17 protein-coding genes and 1 tRNA gene are annotated in these 15,471 nt (G+C 53.1%); 13 read left to right on the top strand and 5 right to left on the bottom strand.

Annotated features, from left to right (window positions below):
• Positions 1-8 precede the first annotated feature (8 nt).
• The 3 genes from CDH47_RS10040 to nadA all read left to right on the top strand — a co-directional run bounded on the left by CDH47_RS10040 (position 9) and on the right by nadA (position 3,055).
• Positions 9-1,346: a 4Fe-4S dicluster domain-containing protein gene (locus CDH47_RS10040; protein ID WP_239985692.1), complete on the top strand. Its 1,338-nt coding sequence runs from the start codon at positions 9-11 to the stop codon at positions 1,344-1,346.
• A 24-nt stretch (positions 1,347-1,370) separates the two neighbouring features.
• Positions 1,371-1,925 (top strand): BMC domain-containing protein, encoded by a 555-nt coding sequence (locus CDH47_RS10045; RefSeq protein ID WP_100639727.1) that lies wholly within the window; start codon positions 1,371-1,373, stop codon positions 1,923-1,925.
• 68 nt (positions 1,926-1,993) lie between these two features.
• Complete coding sequence (gene nadA, locus CDH47_RS10050; RefSeq protein ID WP_100639728.1) at positions 1,994-3,055, top strand: quinolinate synthase NadA; 1,062 nt, start codon at positions 1,994-1,996, stop codon at positions 3,053-3,055.
• 11 nt (positions 3,056-3,066) lie between these two features.
• Here nadA and CDH47_RS10055 read toward each other — a convergent pair whose 3' ends face one another.
• Positions 3,067-4,533 carry a M48 family metalloprotease gene (locus CDH47_RS10055; protein WP_100639729.1) on the bottom strand — a complete coding sequence of 489 codons (1,467 nt, stop codon included), beginning with the start codon at positions 4,531-4,533 and terminating at the stop codon, positions 3,067-3,069.
• A 107-nt stretch (positions 4,534-4,640) separates the two neighbouring features.
• On the opposite strand from CDH47_RS10055, the gene CDH47_RS10060 reads away from it, so the two are divergent.
• The 7 genes from CDH47_RS10060 to CDH47_RS10090 all read left to right on the top strand — a co-directional run bounded on the left by CDH47_RS10060 (position 4,641) and on the right by CDH47_RS10090 (position 10,668).
• Complete coding sequence (locus CDH47_RS10060) at positions 4,641-4,868, top strand: sulfurtransferase TusA family protein (RefSeq protein WP_100639730.1); 228 nt, start codon at positions 4,641-4,643, stop codon at positions 4,866-4,868.
• Positions 4,869-4,885: 17 nt separating this feature from the next.
• A complete protein-coding gene (locus tag CDH47_RS10065) occupies positions 4,886-5,965 on the top strand; it encodes an AI-2E family transporter (protein ID WP_100639731.1) in 1,080 nt (359 codons plus the stop codon).
• A gap of 65 nt (positions 5,966-6,030) precedes the next feature.
• Entirely contained in the window at positions 6,031-6,909 is an 879-nt protein-coding gene (dapA, locus tag CDH47_RS10070) for a 4-hydroxy-tetrahydrodipicolinate synthase (RefSeq protein WP_100639732.1), read from the top strand.
• Between the two features lie 47 nt (positions 6,910-6,956).
• A complete protein-coding gene (gene bamC, locus CDH47_RS10075) occupies positions 6,957-8,084 on the top strand; it encodes an outer membrane protein assembly factor BamC (RefSeq protein ID WP_100639733.1) in 1,128 nt (375 codons plus the stop codon).
• 47 nt (positions 8,085-8,131) lie between these two features.
• Complete coding sequence (gene purC / locus CDH47_RS10080) at positions 8,132-8,845, top strand: phosphoribosylaminoimidazolesuccinocarboxamide synthase (RefSeq protein WP_100639734.1); 714 nt, start codon at positions 8,132-8,134, stop codon at positions 8,843-8,845.
• Between the two features lie 46 nt (positions 8,846-8,891).
• The gene (locus CDH47_RS10085) at positions 8,892-9,617 is read left to right on the top strand and encodes a TIGR04219 family outer membrane beta-barrel protein (RefSeq protein WP_100639735.1); all 726 of its coding nucleotides are present in this window, start codon (positions 8,892-8,894) and stop codon (positions 9,615-9,617) included.
• A gap of 43 nt (positions 9,618-9,660) precedes the next feature.
• Positions 9,661-10,668, top strand: a complete 1,008-nt coding sequence (locus CDH47_RS10090) for an NAD-dependent epimerase (protein ID WP_100639736.1) — start codon at positions 9,661-9,663, stop codon at positions 10,666-10,668.
• 1 nt (position 10,669) lies between these two features.
• Here the strand turns inward: CDH47_RS10090 and CDH47_RS10095 are convergent, their stop codons facing one another.
• Positions 10,670-10,972, bottom strand: coding sequence for a glutaredoxin family protein (locus tag CDH47_RS10095; protein ID WP_239985695.1), 303 nt, complete (start codon positions 10,970-10,972; stop codon positions 10,670-10,672).
• A gap of 200 nt (positions 10,973-11,172) precedes the next feature.
• Here CDH47_RS10095 and CDH47_RS10100 point away from each other — a divergent pair, with 200 nt between their 5' ends.
• Positions 11,173-11,856, top strand: a complete 684-nt coding sequence (locus CDH47_RS10100) for a cytochrome b/b6 domain-containing protein (protein WP_100639738.1) — start codon at positions 11,173-11,175, stop codon at positions 11,854-11,856.
• 29 nt (positions 11,857-11,885) lie between these two features.
• On the opposite strand, the gene CDH47_RS10105 is transcribed toward CDH47_RS10100, so the two are convergent.
• Both CDH47_RS10105 and CDH47_RS10110 read right to left on the bottom strand, forming a co-directional pair.
• Positions 11,886-12,353, bottom strand: a complete 468-nt coding sequence (locus CDH47_RS10105) for a c-type cytochrome (protein WP_100639739.1) — start codon at positions 12,351-12,353, stop codon at positions 11,886-11,888.
• A gap of 207 nt (positions 12,354-12,560) precedes the next feature.
• Positions 12,561-12,637 (bottom strand) — tRNA-Val (locus CDH47_RS10110).
• A 262-nt stretch (positions 12,638-12,899) separates the two neighbouring features.
• On the opposite strand from CDH47_RS10110, the gene CDH47_RS10115 reads away from it, so the two are divergent.
• Positions 12,900-13,760: a choice-of-anchor L family PEP-CTERM protein gene (locus CDH47_RS10115; protein ID WP_100639740.1), complete on the top strand. Its 861-nt coding sequence runs from the start codon at positions 12,900-12,902 to the stop codon at positions 13,758-13,760.
• A 154-nt stretch (positions 13,761-13,914) separates the two neighbouring features.
• Here CDH47_RS10115 and CDH47_RS10120 read toward each other — a convergent pair whose 3' ends face one another.
• Positions 13,915-14,874: a DMT family transporter gene (locus tag CDH47_RS10120; protein ID WP_100639741.1), complete on the bottom strand. Its 960-nt coding sequence runs from the start codon at positions 14,872-14,874 to the stop codon at positions 13,915-13,917.
• A gap of 175 nt (positions 14,875-15,049) precedes the next feature.
• On the opposite strand from CDH47_RS10120, the gene CDH47_RS10125 reads away from it, so the two are divergent.
• Positions 15,050-15,466: a helix-turn-helix domain-containing protein gene (locus CDH47_RS10125; RefSeq protein WP_100639742.1), complete on the top strand. Its 417-nt coding sequence runs from the start codon at positions 15,050-15,052 to the stop codon at positions 15,464-15,466.
• The last annotated feature ends 5 nt before the right edge of the window (positions 15,467-15,471 follow it).

Below are 15,471 nucleotides of genomic sequence, written 5' to 3' on the forward strand. Positions count from 1 at the left end.
GTGGCTCTATGCATATGAACGCTCTAGTTGAAAAGGTCAGGAATGCGGGTGTCGTCGGCGCTGGTGGCGCAGGGTTTCCCACGTACGTGAAAATGCAGACGCAGGCAGACGTTCTGATTGCCAACGGCGCTGAGTGCGAACCCCTGCTTTACAAGGATCAGACGATTATTCAGCGGTTTTCAGCCGAACTCCTTCAGGGAATGACGCTATTGATGGAGCAAACAGGTGCTGGTCGGGGCGTAATCGCCATCAAGGACAAGCACGAGGATTCAATCGCTCACATCGAAGCTCTCCTGCCGGAGAACATTGAACTCAAACGAATGCCCAACATGTATCCGGCGGGCGATGAATATGAGCTGGTTTACGAGATAACCGGTAACCGTATCCCGGCGGGTGGCCTGCCCAAGGATGTCGGTGTCGTTGTTCAGAATGTAGAGACGCTGGTGAACATTGCCCGGGCTGCAGAAGGTAAGCCTGTTACCTGTACCATGATTACCGTGCATGGAGAGGTCGAGAATCCCTTCACAGCCTGGTTGCCGATCGGTATGCGCTTTGCGGATGTCATCAGCTTGGCAGGGGCCATAACCTGTGATGACCCAGTGGTCATAGATGGCGGTGCGATGATGGGTGAGGTGGTTGACGACCTGGATATGTCAATTTCGGCCGTGAGCAGTGGATTGCTGGTACTGCCTCGAGACACCAATCTCGTGAAGCGGCGCTCGGAAACCGAGCAGCAATACAAACGTATCGGTAAATCCGGTTGTGACCAGTGCACCTTGTGCACCGAAATGTGCCCCAGATACCTGCTTGGCTACCCGATACAGCCGCATCTGGTTATGCGATCACTGCTGACTACCGGTGAGGTCAGCGAGACCTTGTCGGTTCATGCCCAGGCTTGCTGTGAGTGTAATATCTGCACTTTATGGGCGTGCCCGGAGCAACTGAACCCCAGGGATATCTGTGTCTCAACCAAGCGCGATCTCAAAAAAAACGACCTGTGGCTCACGCCACAGCAGTTGCAAGGCCAGACCCGTGAAGTACACAGTATGCGTGAATACCGGGCAGTGCCATCAGAGCGCCTGACCCGCAAGTTGGGGCTGGCAAAATACGACAGCAAAACGGCACATTGGAAAGATGTGGATGTGGTGCCTTCCCGGGTGATTATTCCATTACACCAGCGCATGGGCGCGCAGCCCGAAGCGATCGTTAAAACCGGGGAAACAGTCGCAGAGGGTGCTGTGATTGCAGCACCGCCGGGCGATGGAATGGGCGTCCCCCTGCATGCCAGCATCAGTGGTAAGGTAACATTGCTGGACGGCTTCATTGAAATTAACGCTGCAAACTGACGCGGGCTCTAACAGGAATTGATCATGAGTAACAAAAGTGCGATCGGAATGATTGAAATGAATTCAATCGCGAAAGGCTACGCGGTCGGCGATGCAATGTTGAAAGCGGCTAATGTTGAAATTGTTTTCAACCGCACCATCTGTCCGGGTAAATTCATGGTTATGGTGGCAGGTGATGTAGCTGCCGTTGAGTCTGCCATGTCTGCTGGCATGGAACTGGGGAGCGAAACCATTGTGGACGAACTGATCATCCCCAATGTGCACTCGTCAGTATTTTCCGCTATCAGTGGTACCCGGGTTATCGAGGAAACCGCAGCACTGGGTATCATCGAGACCTTTTCGGTGGCCACGATTATTCAGGCGGCAGACGCAGCAGTCAAAGCGGCCAATGTTGAGTTGATCGATATTCACCTCGCCATGGCGATTGGTGGCAAAGGCTTCCTGACTTTGACTGGCGATGTCGCTGCCGTTACCGCAGCGGTGGAGGCGGGCACAGATTTCATCAAGAGTAAGGGCCTGCTCGTGGACAAAGTGGTGATCCCCCAGCCGCGCAAAGAGATCTTGACAGACAAGTTATAGCCCGGGCAGTGATACTCTTGCCTGAAGTGATATACTCATGTGCAGAAAGTAACTGAGAGTACCCGTACATGACTAAAGCTGAAGACCGAATCCTTGTTCAGGAACACCTGGCCCATGCAGCAGAGCCAAAGCAGCTCAGCGTGGATGAAAAGGCGCGGCTTGAAACCCGTATCAAGGCTGTCCTCAAGGAAAAAGACGCCGTGCTTGTGGCGCACTATTACACTGACCCTGACATTCAACGCCTCGCAGAGGAAAGCGGCGGCTGTGTCGCCGATTCCCTGGAGATGGCCCGTTTTGGCAACCAGCACCCGGCAAGCACTGTCGTGGTAGCGGGTGTGCGCTTTATGGGTGAAACGGCAAAAATCCTGAACCCGGAAAAAACCGTTTTAATGCCAACGCTTGAAGCCACCTGTTCGCTCGACGTGGGTTGTCCTGCAGACGAGTTCTCGGATTTTTGCGATCAACACCCAGACCGCACTGTGGTGGTGTATGCCAACACCTCGGCAGCCGTGAAAGCTCGCGCCGACTGGGTGGTTACGTCAAGCTGTGCGCAAGCGATCGTGGAAGACCTGGATGCACGGGGAGAGAAAATACTCTGGGCTCCGGACAAGCATCTTGGCCACTATGTGCAGAAAACCACCGGGGCCGACATGCTTCTGTGGGACGGATCCTGCATTGTGCACGAAGAATTCAAGCACCGCGGGCTGGAAGATCTCAAAGCCCTTTACCCGAATGCCGCCATTCTGGTTCACCCGGAATCGCCAGATGCGGTTGTGGAACAGGCGGATGTGGTTGGCTCAACCTCACAGTTGATCCACGCGGTACAAACTCTGCCGAACCAGGAATTCATCGTTGCTACAGACAATGGCATTTTCTACAAAATGCAGCAGCTTGCACCGAATAAAACGCTCATAGAAGCGCCTACAGCAGGTCATGGTGCCACCTGCCGAAGCTGCGCCCAGTGCCCATGGATGGCAATGAATGGCCTGGAAAACCTGCTGCATGTGATCGAACATGGCGATCAGGAGGTGCTGGTGGATGGGGAAACTCGCGAGAAAGCCCTCAAGCCTCTGCAGCGCATGCTGGACTTCACTGCCGGGATGAACCTGCAGGCTGCAGGGAACGCCTGATTCCAGCTGCCTCAGCGCGATTGAAGGCGGCTGGTGATTTCGCCTAGTCGCTCGCTCACCACTTGTCTTTGGGCCGAGCCGGCAGGCAGTTTTTCCTGTGCCTGCCGGAGCTGCCTTTGGGCAGACTGCAAATCTCCCATGAGAGCATCGTATTCTGCCCGGGCCCGGTGAACGCCCACAATGTTACGGGCCATGCCCTCGGCTTCTGCCAGCCGCAGCCACAGATATTCCTGTTGCGGCATTCTGCGGGTCAGTTGTTTCAAGTGCCCGGCCGCCTGAGTACCGTTGCCCGCAGCAATTTCCACATCTGCCAGGGTTGAAGTAATCGGATAATTGCCGGGATTTCGGCTTAAGGCTCTTGCAAGAACGGCTCTGGCTTCACCGAGTTTGTTCTGCCGGATCCTTATCTCTGCCAGGGTCACCTGAAAGGTAATACGGCCCGGATTGCTTTTAAGTAGCTCGTTGATCACCTCGGCCGCCTGTTCAAGCTGGTTGTTGCTGAGATAGGCGACGGCCAGTCCGTAACGAATCGCCTCATTACTTTGAGCGTCGGGCTTTCCCAGATAGCTTTCAAAGGTGTCTACGGCAACCTCGGGTGAGGCCGCATAGTGCACCTGTAAACGGCTGCGCACCAAATGGTATTCCTGGCCGTCGCGAACGGTCTTCTCGGGATACTGTTCTGCACGGTTGCGGGTGTCGGCTACCCGGCTCTGGGTCAGAGGGTGAGTTGAGAGATACTCAGGCATATTGTTTCCCTGCAACCGGTTCTGCCGCATCATGACCTCAAACATTTCGGGCATTCCTCTCGGGTCCATCCCTGCCATTGCCAGAATATCCAGGCCCACGCGGTCTGCTTCCTGCTCGTGTAAGCGGCTATAGGCCAGCATGTTCTGTATTGCCAGGGCCTGAGTGCCGGCAATAGCAGCAATGCCTATATCGGATTGAGTGACCGCAGAAAGCACGATACCGGCAATCATTCCGGCAAGGGTGAGGGGCGCGCTGGTTTCCTGTTGCTCCAGGCGCCGGGCAAAATGACGCTGGCTGAGGTGTGCAAGTTCGTGGGCGAGCACGGATGCGAACTGCTGCTCTGTGGCTGCGTTGAGAAACAATCCGCCGTTAACGCCTACGATTCCCCCTGGTACCGCAAACGCGTTGAGGGCAGGGCTATCAATAAGCGCCAGGGTCAGGTCGCGGTTTTCCAGCGGCGCTGAAGGCACCAGCCGGTAAATAATGGCACTGAGATAATCGTAAACCAGAGGGTCGGTTATTCGTGGTGCCGACCGTCGGATCGAAATCATTACCTGTTGCCCGATGTCGCTTTCCTGCTGCCCGGAAATAAGGCCGCCTCCGGTTCCGCCGATGTCTGGCAGGCGGGTATCCTGGGCCTGCAGAGCAGGGCTCGTTACCAGCGCAAAAATCAGAATGATGGCTGCTGAAAGCCTGGGGTAACAGCGAAACTCCCTCAGAACGTCATTCATGTAGTGCGGTGTGCTCCTGATTAACAGCTATTGTGATGCAATACAGTACCACTGGAGGCATAATGCCGGCTTGCAACTTTCATGTCTTGTAATGGTGCACCTTCTGTATGGCTGATCGTACACTGGATACGTCCGGGCTTCGCTGTCCCATGCCCTTGCTGAAAACAAAGCTTGAGCTCAATAATATGTCTCCTGGCGAAAAGCTTGAAGTAATTGCTACAGACGCAGGCTCTGCCCGCGACATCCCGGCCTTTTTGGAGTTGTCCCGTCACCGATTGGTGAACTCCTCGGAAACGGATGGCCATTTCCGCTTTGTTATTGAGTGCGGCAGCTAATCTCCCGGAGTTCCTTGATGTTCAGAATTTTACGCGGCCTTGCGCACAAATACTTTTCAGATGAAGAAGCTGTAATTCTTTTCCTGATTTTGGTGATAGGCACATTCTTTGTTATCTGGTTCGGGGCCATGCTGGCACCTGCCATCGCCTCCCTCATCATCGCCTTTATTCTGCAGGGACTCGTTACCCGACTGAATTCACTTGGAGTGCCTGAAGGTGTCGCAATACTTGGCGTGTTCCTGATGTTTCTCGGGGTGCTGGTGGGTTTTCTTTTTGGAATGCTGCCGCTCATATGGACCCAGATCAGTGCCCTTGCAGGCGAGGCACCCAGGATTATCGGTGAGTTGCAGACCTACCTTGAGTTGCTGCCGGAGGAGTATCCACACCTTATCTCTGCCAAAACCGTCAGTAACCTCTATCAGCAGGTAAACACAGAAGTAGGGCACATGACCCAATGGCTGGTTTCCTTTTCGCTTTCCAGTATTCCCGGTCTTGTCGCACTGCTCATTTATATGGTGCTGGTGCCAATCCTGGTGTTCTTTTTTCTGAAAGATCGTGAAGTTCTGCTTGGGGCTATTTCCAGGCTACTCCCGCCCCAGCGCCCGATGATGCTGCAGATCTGGCACGAGGTGAACCTTCAGAGTGCTAACTATGTTCGCGGCAAGGCCGTGGAGATTCTGATCGTGGGTGGAACAACCTATGTGGCCTTCAAGCTTCTGGGTGTTCCCTATGCAGCGCTTCTGTCACTTTTGGTGGGATTAAGCGTTGTCATTCCATACATTGGTGCGGCTGTCGTGACCGTTCCGGTAGCCGTTATTGCGTTGTTTGCCTTCGGATGGGGTAGCCATTTCATCTGGGTAATGGTGATATACGGCTTGATTCAGGCGCTGGACGGCAATGTGCTCGTTCCTGTGTTATTTTCGGAAGTGAACAGTCTGCATCCAGTTGTTATCATCATATCTGTGTTGTTTTTCGGTGGCATCTGGGGGTTGTGGGGCGTTTTCTTTGCGATTCCGCTGGCGACCATGTTGAAAGCTGTATTCTTTGCCTGGCCGGTGAAGACGCCTGTTTCCCCAGCCAGTTCGGACCAAGTGTAATTTAATTCTCTTGTGTCAGTTCGTGCCCAACATTACCATATTCGTTTTATTCGGACGGAGCTTTTATGATTACGGGTAGCCTTGTCGCACTGGTCACGCCCATGCATCCAAACGGTGACATTCACTGGGAGCATCTGGACAAACTGGTGGACTTTCATCTGGACAACGGTACTAACGGCATTGTTGCTGTAGGAACCACCGGCGAATCCGCAACGCTCGATCAGCAAGAGCACTGCCGGGTAATCGGTTACATCATCAAACGCGTGAACGGGCGTATTCCTGTTATCGCCGGCACCGGCGGCAACAGCACCCGCGAAGCCATCTATCTGACCACCGAAGCCCACAAACTGGGTGCGGATGCCTGTCTGCTGGTTGTGCCTTATTACAACAAGCCTACCCAGGAAGGTCTTTATCAGCACTTCAAAGCCATCGCAGAAGCGGTACCCGGTATGAGCCAGATGCTCTACAACGTGCCCGGACGCACGGCCTGCGATATGCTGAATGAAACCGTTCTGCGGCTGGCCGACATTCCGAACATTGTTGCTATCAAGGATGCCACGGGCAACATTCCTCGGGGTTCAGAACTGATTGAAGCGCTCAATGGCCGGCTGGCGGTTTATTCCGGCGACGATGCCACCGCAGCAGAGCTGATGCTGGCAGGCGCCAAAGGCAACGTGTCGGTTACAGCAAACGTCGCTCCCAAAGGCATGTCTGAACTCTGTGCCGCGGCCATCGCGGGCAACCGGGAAGAAACCGAACGTCTGAATGAGCTTCTGATGCCTTTGAACCGCAAACTGTTCCTTGAGGCGAACCCCATTCCGGTAAAATGGGCGCTCCAGCGTATGGGCATAATCGGCGAAGGTATACGGCTGCCATTGACTCAGCTCAGTGAGAAGTTCCACGAGGAAGTGGAAGAAGCCATGGCCGCCTCGGGTGTACTCTGAGTTTGCCGATACAAACCCTGAAACAGTCCCACACAGAGAGAAGGCCGATGCCGGTTCTTTCAAGAACCCGTAGTGTTTTTGCTTTTCGTCACATGGCTACTGCGTCCGGATTGCTGCTGATCACAGCAGTATCCGGCTGCGGCTTGATTGAAGATCGCTCTGAACGCTATGTGAATGAAAGCGAAGGGGATGCCCTGGTTCTTCCGGAAGCAGCAGATACATCCCGCTTTTCGCAAGTAATGCCCATCCGGCAGGTAAACCCGGCAGATGCAAGTAAAATGTATGTGTCTGATATACCTCGTCCTCCGGACATGACCGCCGAGATCCTCGAAGAAAACTACCTGGTTGAAGAGCTGGATGGCCGTGCCTGGTTGTTGGTAAACGATGTGCCAGGGCGTATCTGGCCAGCCGTAACGGCTTATATGAATGAGCAAGGCCTGGGCGTTGCCCACGACAATCCTCAGCTGGGCCTGCTGCAAAGTGAGCTTGCAAACTTCAGCATGCGCGCCCGCGAACTTCTTGAGCTTTCCAGTGCACCTGCCGAGGCAACCACGGCAGAGCCAAAAGCAGTATTGCAGGTGCGTATAGCACCGGGGGTTCGCCGCAAAACCACAGAGATTCAGGTGCGGAAGCTCACTTCCGATGGCATGACAGAAGCTGAATCAGCCTGGCCTGGAGAACTGATTCCCTGGCGCGAAATTACTGTGCCGTCTGTCAATCAAATCGCCTTGCAGAAACGCCTTCTTGCCGATTTGGGCGAGTTCCTCAAAACCCGCGAAGAGAGTAAAACCTTCTCCCGTGCAGCCTCAGGCATGGTCGCCAAACCCTTGGTAAGGCTCATATCTGAAAACGACAGGCCTCAGGCGATCCGTATGGACCTGGATTATGGGCGTTCCTGGGCTGAGGTTAATCGCGCGCTCGTAGAGTCGGATGTCGGCATACTTGATCTTAACCGCAGTGAAGGCTGGTTTTTTGTTGATTTCCGCAGTGCCAGCGAGCGTGAGCCGGGCTGGTTTAGCTGGTTCAGTGATAAAGAGAAGCCTCGCCATACCCATACGGTCAATCTGGTTGATCGCGACGGCCAGATACAGGTTACAGCTCAGAATGCAGAGGGTTACAGCGGCGACCGGCTTGCCGAAGATTTGCTGAAACAGCTGTTCGATTACCTATACTGATTTAGAAGGAGTGCCTGCACTGCAGGCCTCTATTTCGGAGACTTACGATGGAAAAACGCGAAGAACTTTACGCAGGCAAGGCAAAATCCGTATACCGCACCGACGATCCGGAGCGCTTTGTCCTGGTCTTCCGTGACGATACGTCGGCATTTGACGGCGAAAAGAAAGAACAGCTCAACCGCAAGGGCATGGTAAACAACCGTTTCAATGCGTTTATCATGGACAAGCTTGAGGCAGCCGGTGTACCAACACACCATGAGGGTTTGTTGTCCGCGACGGAATCGCTGGTCAAGAAGCTCGACATGATCCCTGTAGAATGCGTTGTGCGCAATGTCTCTGCAGGTAGCCTGTGCCGCCGCCTGGGCGTGGAAGAAGGGCTGGAGCTGAACCCGCCAACCTATGAGCTGTTCCTGAAAGATGACGCTCTGCATGACCCTATGGTGAACGAATCCCTGGCAGTGAGCTTCAATTGGGCAACAGAAGCCGAACTCGCGCGAATGAAAGAATTGACCTACAAGGTAAACGGCGTTCTGAAAACTCTGTTTGATGAAGCCGGCATGCTGCTGGTGGATTACAAGCTGGAGTTCGGCCGTAGCGGCGGAGAAATTGTACTGGGTGATGAGTTCAGCCCCGACGGCTGCAGGATCTGGGATAAAGAAACCCGAAAGAAGATGGACAAGGATCGCTTCCGGCAGGGGTTGGGCGACGTTATCGAAACCTATGAAGAAGTTGGTCGTCGCATTGGTATCAACTTCGACTGATTTAACGCCATAAAATCAACCAGACGCTAAAAAACACAGGTGCACCATGCGAAAGCTCACACTAGCAGTAGGCAGTTCTTTAATCCTGGCAGCCCCACTGGCCCAGGCCGACATTGTGGGCCTTGGAGCTAGCGTTGGCTACTGGGATACGGATGTGTCTGGAAAGGTAGCAACAGGCAGCGATTCTGTTGATGTGAATGATGAGCTTCGCCTCAAAGACGATGGCAAAGCCAACGCCAGCATTTACCTGGAGCACCCTGTGCCCTTGCTGCCGAATGTGCGACTGGCTTACACGCTGATTCAGCAGAGTGGAAATGGCACGCTTACGAGTGACTATGGCAACGTTAGTGTTGGCAACGTGCGTTCTGAGCTTGACCTTGAGCAGCTGGATCTCACTCTGTACTACGAAATCCTGGATAACTGGGTGAACCTGGATCTGGGTCTGACAGTTCGGGATTTTTCAGGTGAGCTTTTGGTGACTCAAAGTGGCAGCACCCCTGAGCAAACCAAAGCCGATGCTGTATTGCCACTAGGCTATATCGCCGCACGCTTTGACCTGCCGCTAACCGGCGTAGCTGTTGGCGCTGAAGGCAACTTCATTGCCTATGACGGTGATTCCATCCGCGACTTCAACGTGTACGGCCAGTTCAGCATTTCTCTGCTGCAACTGCGCGCAGGCTATCGCCAGATTGCCGTCGATTACGAAGATGGCAGCGACCTGTTCGATGTAAAAATCGACGGACCGTTCATCAGTGCGGGCGTTACTTTCTAAGAGAATTTATCGCCAATTGGCCGATTAAAAGGGAGCGAAAGACTTGAAGATTCTGGTAACGGGCACCGCAGGATTCATCGGCGCGCAGCTGGCGCACCGGTTACTTGAGCGGGGAGATGAAGTCATCGGCGTTGACAACGTTAACGACTATTACGATGTCAATCTCAAGGAAGCCCGGCTTGCACGCCTTACTGGACGCCCCGGCTTCACAGAAGTGCGTCAGGACGTTGCAGACCGCTCTGTAATGGCCGACATCTTTGCAAAGCATCGCCCCGAACGAGTTGTGCACCTTGCTGCCCAGGCAGGTGTGCGCTATTCGATTGAAAACCCCAATGCCTATGTAGATGCTAACCTTGTTGGCTTCATGAACATCCTCGAAGGCTGCCGCCATAACCAGGTGAAACACCTGGTTTATGCATCCAGCAGCTCTGTTTATGGCGCTAACGAGGCCATGCCCTTTGCTGTTCGCGACAATGTGGATCACCCGTTAAGCCTGTATGCGGCCTCAAAGAAAGCCAATGAGCTGATGGCCCATACATACAGCCATCTCTACGGGCTACCAACCACTGGCCTGCGCTTCTTCACGGTATATGGCCCCTGGGGCCGCCCGGATATGGCGTTGTTTATCTTCACCAGGAAAATTCTTGCAGGTGAGCCCATCGATGTCTTCAATCACGGCCACCACAAGCGGGATTTCACCTACATTGACGATATTGTAGAAGGCGTTATCCGCGCTCTTGATCAGGTAGCACAGCCCAACGAGGAGTGGAGCGGAGCAGCGCCTGATCCAAGCACCAGCAAGGCCCCGTACCGCATTTACAACATTGGTAGCAACAACCCCGTTGAGTTGTCCCGCTTCATAGAGATCATTGAAGACAGAACGGGAAAAAAAGCGCAGAAGAACCTGCTGCCTATGCAGCCTGGTGATGTGCCTGCCACCTACGCCAATGTCGATGACCTGATCAGTGACGTAGGGTACAAGCCGGAAACCCCCGTGGAGGAGGGCATAGCCAGGTTCGTGGATTGGTATCGCGACTTTTACAAAGTCTGATTCAGGAGGCGTTGCCGAAGCGCTCTGCTAGCCAGGCATTAATATCATTGGATTCATACATCCATTGTTCGCTGCCGTCCTCATTCTGAATCCGCAGGCAAGGCACCTTCACATTACCGCCGCCCTGTTCCAGTTCGGCCCTGTGGGCTTCATTGTGCTGTGCATCCCGTTTCTCAATAGTCAGGTTCAGCCGCGTAATTTGTTTGCGTACCTTGACGCAGAATGGGCAAGTCTTGAACTGATACAGAGCAAGCCGCTCACAAGCTGCATCCACTACCTGTTGTTCTTCTGGACTGCGTTGCACGGGCTTTCCGCCGCCCAGCTTTTCGCTCAGTAGCACAAAGGGTGTCAAAATAAGACGTAACGTCCGGAAAAAATAACGAATAACCACTCGCATTGAATAAACCTTTAATTCGACAGATGAAATTCAGTGGGCAGTATAAAGCAAAACCGGTATGGTTCGGGTAATCAGCCTGCATACGTAAGTTTTAGAAGGAACTGCAAATGAAGTCGATCTCCCTTTGGGATTTGCCCACACGACTGTTTCACTGGCTTTTAGTGATTGCTGTTACAGGCGCACTGGTGTCCGTTAGCCTTGGTGGCACCTGGATGCTGTGGCACGAACGCTTTGGTATCGCCATCGTGGGGCTGATCAGTTTTCGTTTGGCATGGGGCATCGTTGGGTCCACCTACGCCCGCTTTTCGCAATTTGTTCCGGGGCCTTTTTCAATTGCTGCGTACTTGAAGGGGGAGTGGCAAGGTTTGGGGCACAACCCCTTGGGCGCTCTTTCTGTGCTGGCGATGCTGGGGCTACTGGGGTTTCAAGCGGTTACAGGCCTGTTTGCAACGGATGCCATAGCGTTTAACGGGCCACTTTACCGTGCGGTATCGTCTGGCTGGAACGATACAATCACCTCCTGGCACAAGCTGACGGAATGGTTCATTTATGGCTTGATCGGTCTGCATATCGTAAGCGCTTTTTTTTATACGCTGGTTAAAAAAGACAACTTGATCACACCGATGATCAGCGGACGCAAAAAAGTCAGTAAAGAGCATGGCGAGGAGAGAACCGGTGGTGGCCTGATAGCGCTTATTATCGCATTGGCGGTAGCAGCATTTGCAGTTTGGGTAGCCACTGGCGGGCTATTGTCACCCCCTCCGCCGCCGCCACCCGATCTGGGTTGGTAAGCGGCAGCAAAGTGGGTTACTGGTAAGGCTTACTCGGCACGGAACTCGTCGTGGCAAGCCTTGCATGACTTCCCGACTTCGCTGAACTGAGCAGCCAGGGCGCCTTTGCCGCCGCCATTCGCTGCGACTTCCTGAAGCTTGTTCGCAGCCTGCGCAAAGCCAATGGCAACCTCGCGAGCTTTTTCTGGCTTATCAAAAAACACTGGCTTCAGCCTCGTGTTGTCGTTTTTGTCGTTGGCGGAACCAGGGCCAAAGAGCCCGCCCAGCCCGGAGTTGGCTACTGAGGCAATGGCATTCGCCGCTGCCAGCATTTGTTGCTCGTTATAGGCAACAGTGCCGTCAATCGCCTGAGCCTTGATCTTACCCATATTCCACGCTGCAAACGTAAAGGCGCTTTGGCGGGTTTCAATCTGCTCTTCTACATCCAGTTGGGCTATAGCAGGGGTGGCTACGGCGGCGCTTAATGCCAAGGCCGCGAAAATTCCGGTTTTACGCATGGTGTTTATTCCTCTCTCGTCTATCAAAATAACTACAACGGTAAAGCCAGGTTGATGATTTCACATATCGGGGACGGTTTACATCAATAATGCCGTAAAAAACGGGTAAATCCAGTAGAGGTTTGGCAAATCGCAGGCGGGAATGTCTGAAAACAAAAAAAGCCAGTTCTCACGATCTCCGTAAGTAACTGACTTTCTTGGCAGAATTGGTAGGACCACCCAGATTCGAACTGGGGACCTCTACCATGTCAAGGTAGCGCTCTAACCAACTGAGCTATGGTCCTAATTCTGCAACGAGGCGCAATATACTGATTATACCGCCGCTGGTCAACCATATTTTATCGGGTTGAGAGATTCAGAGTGCTCCGAGGTTCGCAGTCCCATAGTCGTGTCGAGTTATTTAACAATAACAAACTGGGTGAGTTAATAGGGTGTTGATAATGTTCGTCTTTTTATAGTTGGTTCGTGTTTTGCTATGGAACAGCCGAGGGAACGCAAGATGTATAAAAAAGCGACCCGTCCACGAATGAAAATGGAGTTCATACTATGAAACGAATTTTGCAGGGTGTAGCACTTTTTTCCACGGCGGTAATTTGCCAATCCGCTTCCGCGCTGGTGATTGATTCCACCTCTACCGATGGCAACGCCATGGCGAACGCATTGGTAGGGTCAGGTATTACTATTTCCAACGTGAATTATGTAGGCGGAAGTAACCAATCCGGCTTCTTTTCCGACGGGTCATCGGTTCTCGGGATAGATAGCGGCTTGATCCTGACCACTGGCAGCGCATGGAGTGCCCCAGGCCCCAATACGTCCGATGGCGCAAGCACCACTGTTGGTACGCCTGGTGATGCGGATCTGGATGCTCTTATTCCTCAGAACACACGCGATGCGGCCGTCCTGACATTTGATTTTGAATCAAATTCGGGCGATTTGTTCTTCAATTACGTTTTTGCTTCCGAGGAATATAACGAGTACGTCGATTCTAGCTTCAACGATGTCTTTGCCTTTTTTGTTGATGGCGTCAATATCGCCGAGGCTCCTGACGGGCAGGCAGTCAGTATCAATAACGTAAACTGCGGTAATCCCTATTCCGGCATAGGTCCAAATTGTGATTACTATAACAACAATGATCTAAATGATGGCGGTCCTTACTTCGACATCGAATACGATGGCTTCACTGATGTGTTTGTCGCTTCGATACTTGGCTTGAGTGCCGGTTCCCATTCGATGAAGATCGCTATTGCTGACGCGGGGGATTCTGCTCTGGATTCTGCTGTTTTCCTGCAGGGCGGAAGCTTCTCTGATACTCCTCCTGAGGTTTCAGTCCCGGAGCCCGGCAGTTTGGCCCTGTTGCTGATGGGGTTAGGTGGTCTGGTTGCCACTCGGCGGAAGCAACATAACTGATACCCTTCTGTTAAAAGCTTCATCCGGACAATTCGTTTTTACAGGCATGTTCGGGCGTCAATAAAATGGGCCGGTGAAAAATCCACCGGCCCATTTTTATGTTTTTGTTTAACCTACCCGTCCAGATAAACAGGTTTGGAATTTTATTCGAGCGTCAGCAGCTATTTGGTTTCCCTTTTTTTCTTAATGCGGCCCGGAGCGCTTTGCTTAAAGCATTCCAGCGGTTAACAATCAACGCCGCGAAGATCAATCCGCAACCGGCCAGTTGCATGGGCGCCATGGTTTCGCCAAACCAGCCGGCCGCAAACAGCGAAACCCAAACCGGTTCCAGCACCAGAATCACCGCACCGTGGCTGTGGGTGGACAAGCTTTGGGCATAGGTTTGCACAAGGAATCGGCCTGCTGTGCCCACAATCGCACTGGCGAGTACCCACCAGATCAGCAGTGGAGGTGGGTTGGCGAATGTGGGCTGCCATGGCTCCATAAAGAGCGATTCAACCAGAGTAAGCGTTCCAACGGTAAGTAACGCAATGGCGGTCAGGGGCAGTGCGGGGATGCGGCGCTTTTCGATGGATTCGCCTTTACGATTGATCGCCGTTCGCTGATTGGCTGCCCGCGTATTGAGTGTAAAGTACAAAGCAAAAATGGTTGCGGCTACCACAAAGAAAACCTGGCCTGCTTCCGGTTTAAAGCCGTTTTTAAGGGATAGTAGAGCCAGCCCCGCTATGGCAACCGGAATAGCAAACCAGGTACTTGCCGGTTGCGCTTCTTTAAAAACGATACGCGCGATAATTGGTACAATCACCACACCCAGGCTCGTGAGAAAGGCGCCTTCCCCCATACTTGTGCCGTGAAACAGCCCCATCACCCAAAAGCTCATGGCAATGCCAAACACCAGGCCAACGCCAATCCCACGCTTTAGTTGATCCACATCCAGGCGCGCCAGTGAGCGCCACGCAAACAAAGCCAGAAACCCGCCCGCAATCAGAAAGCGAAGTGCCATAAACAGCAAGGGCGGCATCAGCAGGATGGCTTCTTTCGAAAAAATCCAGCTTACAGCGGCAAGCAGGGTGACTGTTACAAGAAGCAGGTCAGATTTATGGGCGTCAGACATTGAGTGAGAACTTCAGTTTGGGGAAAGTAAGTATTCCGGCAATGTATAGTTAGCGAACTAAAAAAGAAAGGTGACTTTCGGTGTATTTGTCTCAGCCAACTCTGTGCATAAAGCCGTATCTAAGATACATTCAAGATTAACCTACTTTCCGGGCAAGCTAGCAAAGGTGAGAATCATGCGTTACCTGCAGACATTCAACAACCGGCTGCGGCAGATGCGTGAAGCCGAGTGTCTATCCTTCCAGGATGTTGCTGAGATCTGCGGGGTCGATGAGGCGCAGGTAAAAAGCTGGGAGGCCGTGGATGCGAGGCAGCGCTCTTATCCTGATCTATCAGCGTTGTTGGACTTCTGCATAAAAACCGAAACCCCTTTGGAAGACTTGTTAGACCTCGCGGAGCCTGGGGGGGAGGGCCAGCTTGAATTGTTGGGGTTGGCCTTCAGCAACAGCGACGACCTTTCGGTAGCGTTGAAAGAACTGGAACAGGAGATAAACCGGGTTCAGTTGTCAGAACAAGAGGTGGAACTGCTGCGCCGGTTCCGCAAGACAACTGCGGAGAACCGGCGCATGATTTTGCAGATTCTGGGTGCCTGAGCGCG

The sequence above is a fragment of the Marinobacter salexigens genome, assembly GCF_002806945.1.
GTDB classification, from domain to species: Bacteria; Pseudomonadota; Gammaproteobacteria; order Pseudomonadales; family Oleiphilaceae; genus Marinobacter; species Marinobacter salexigens.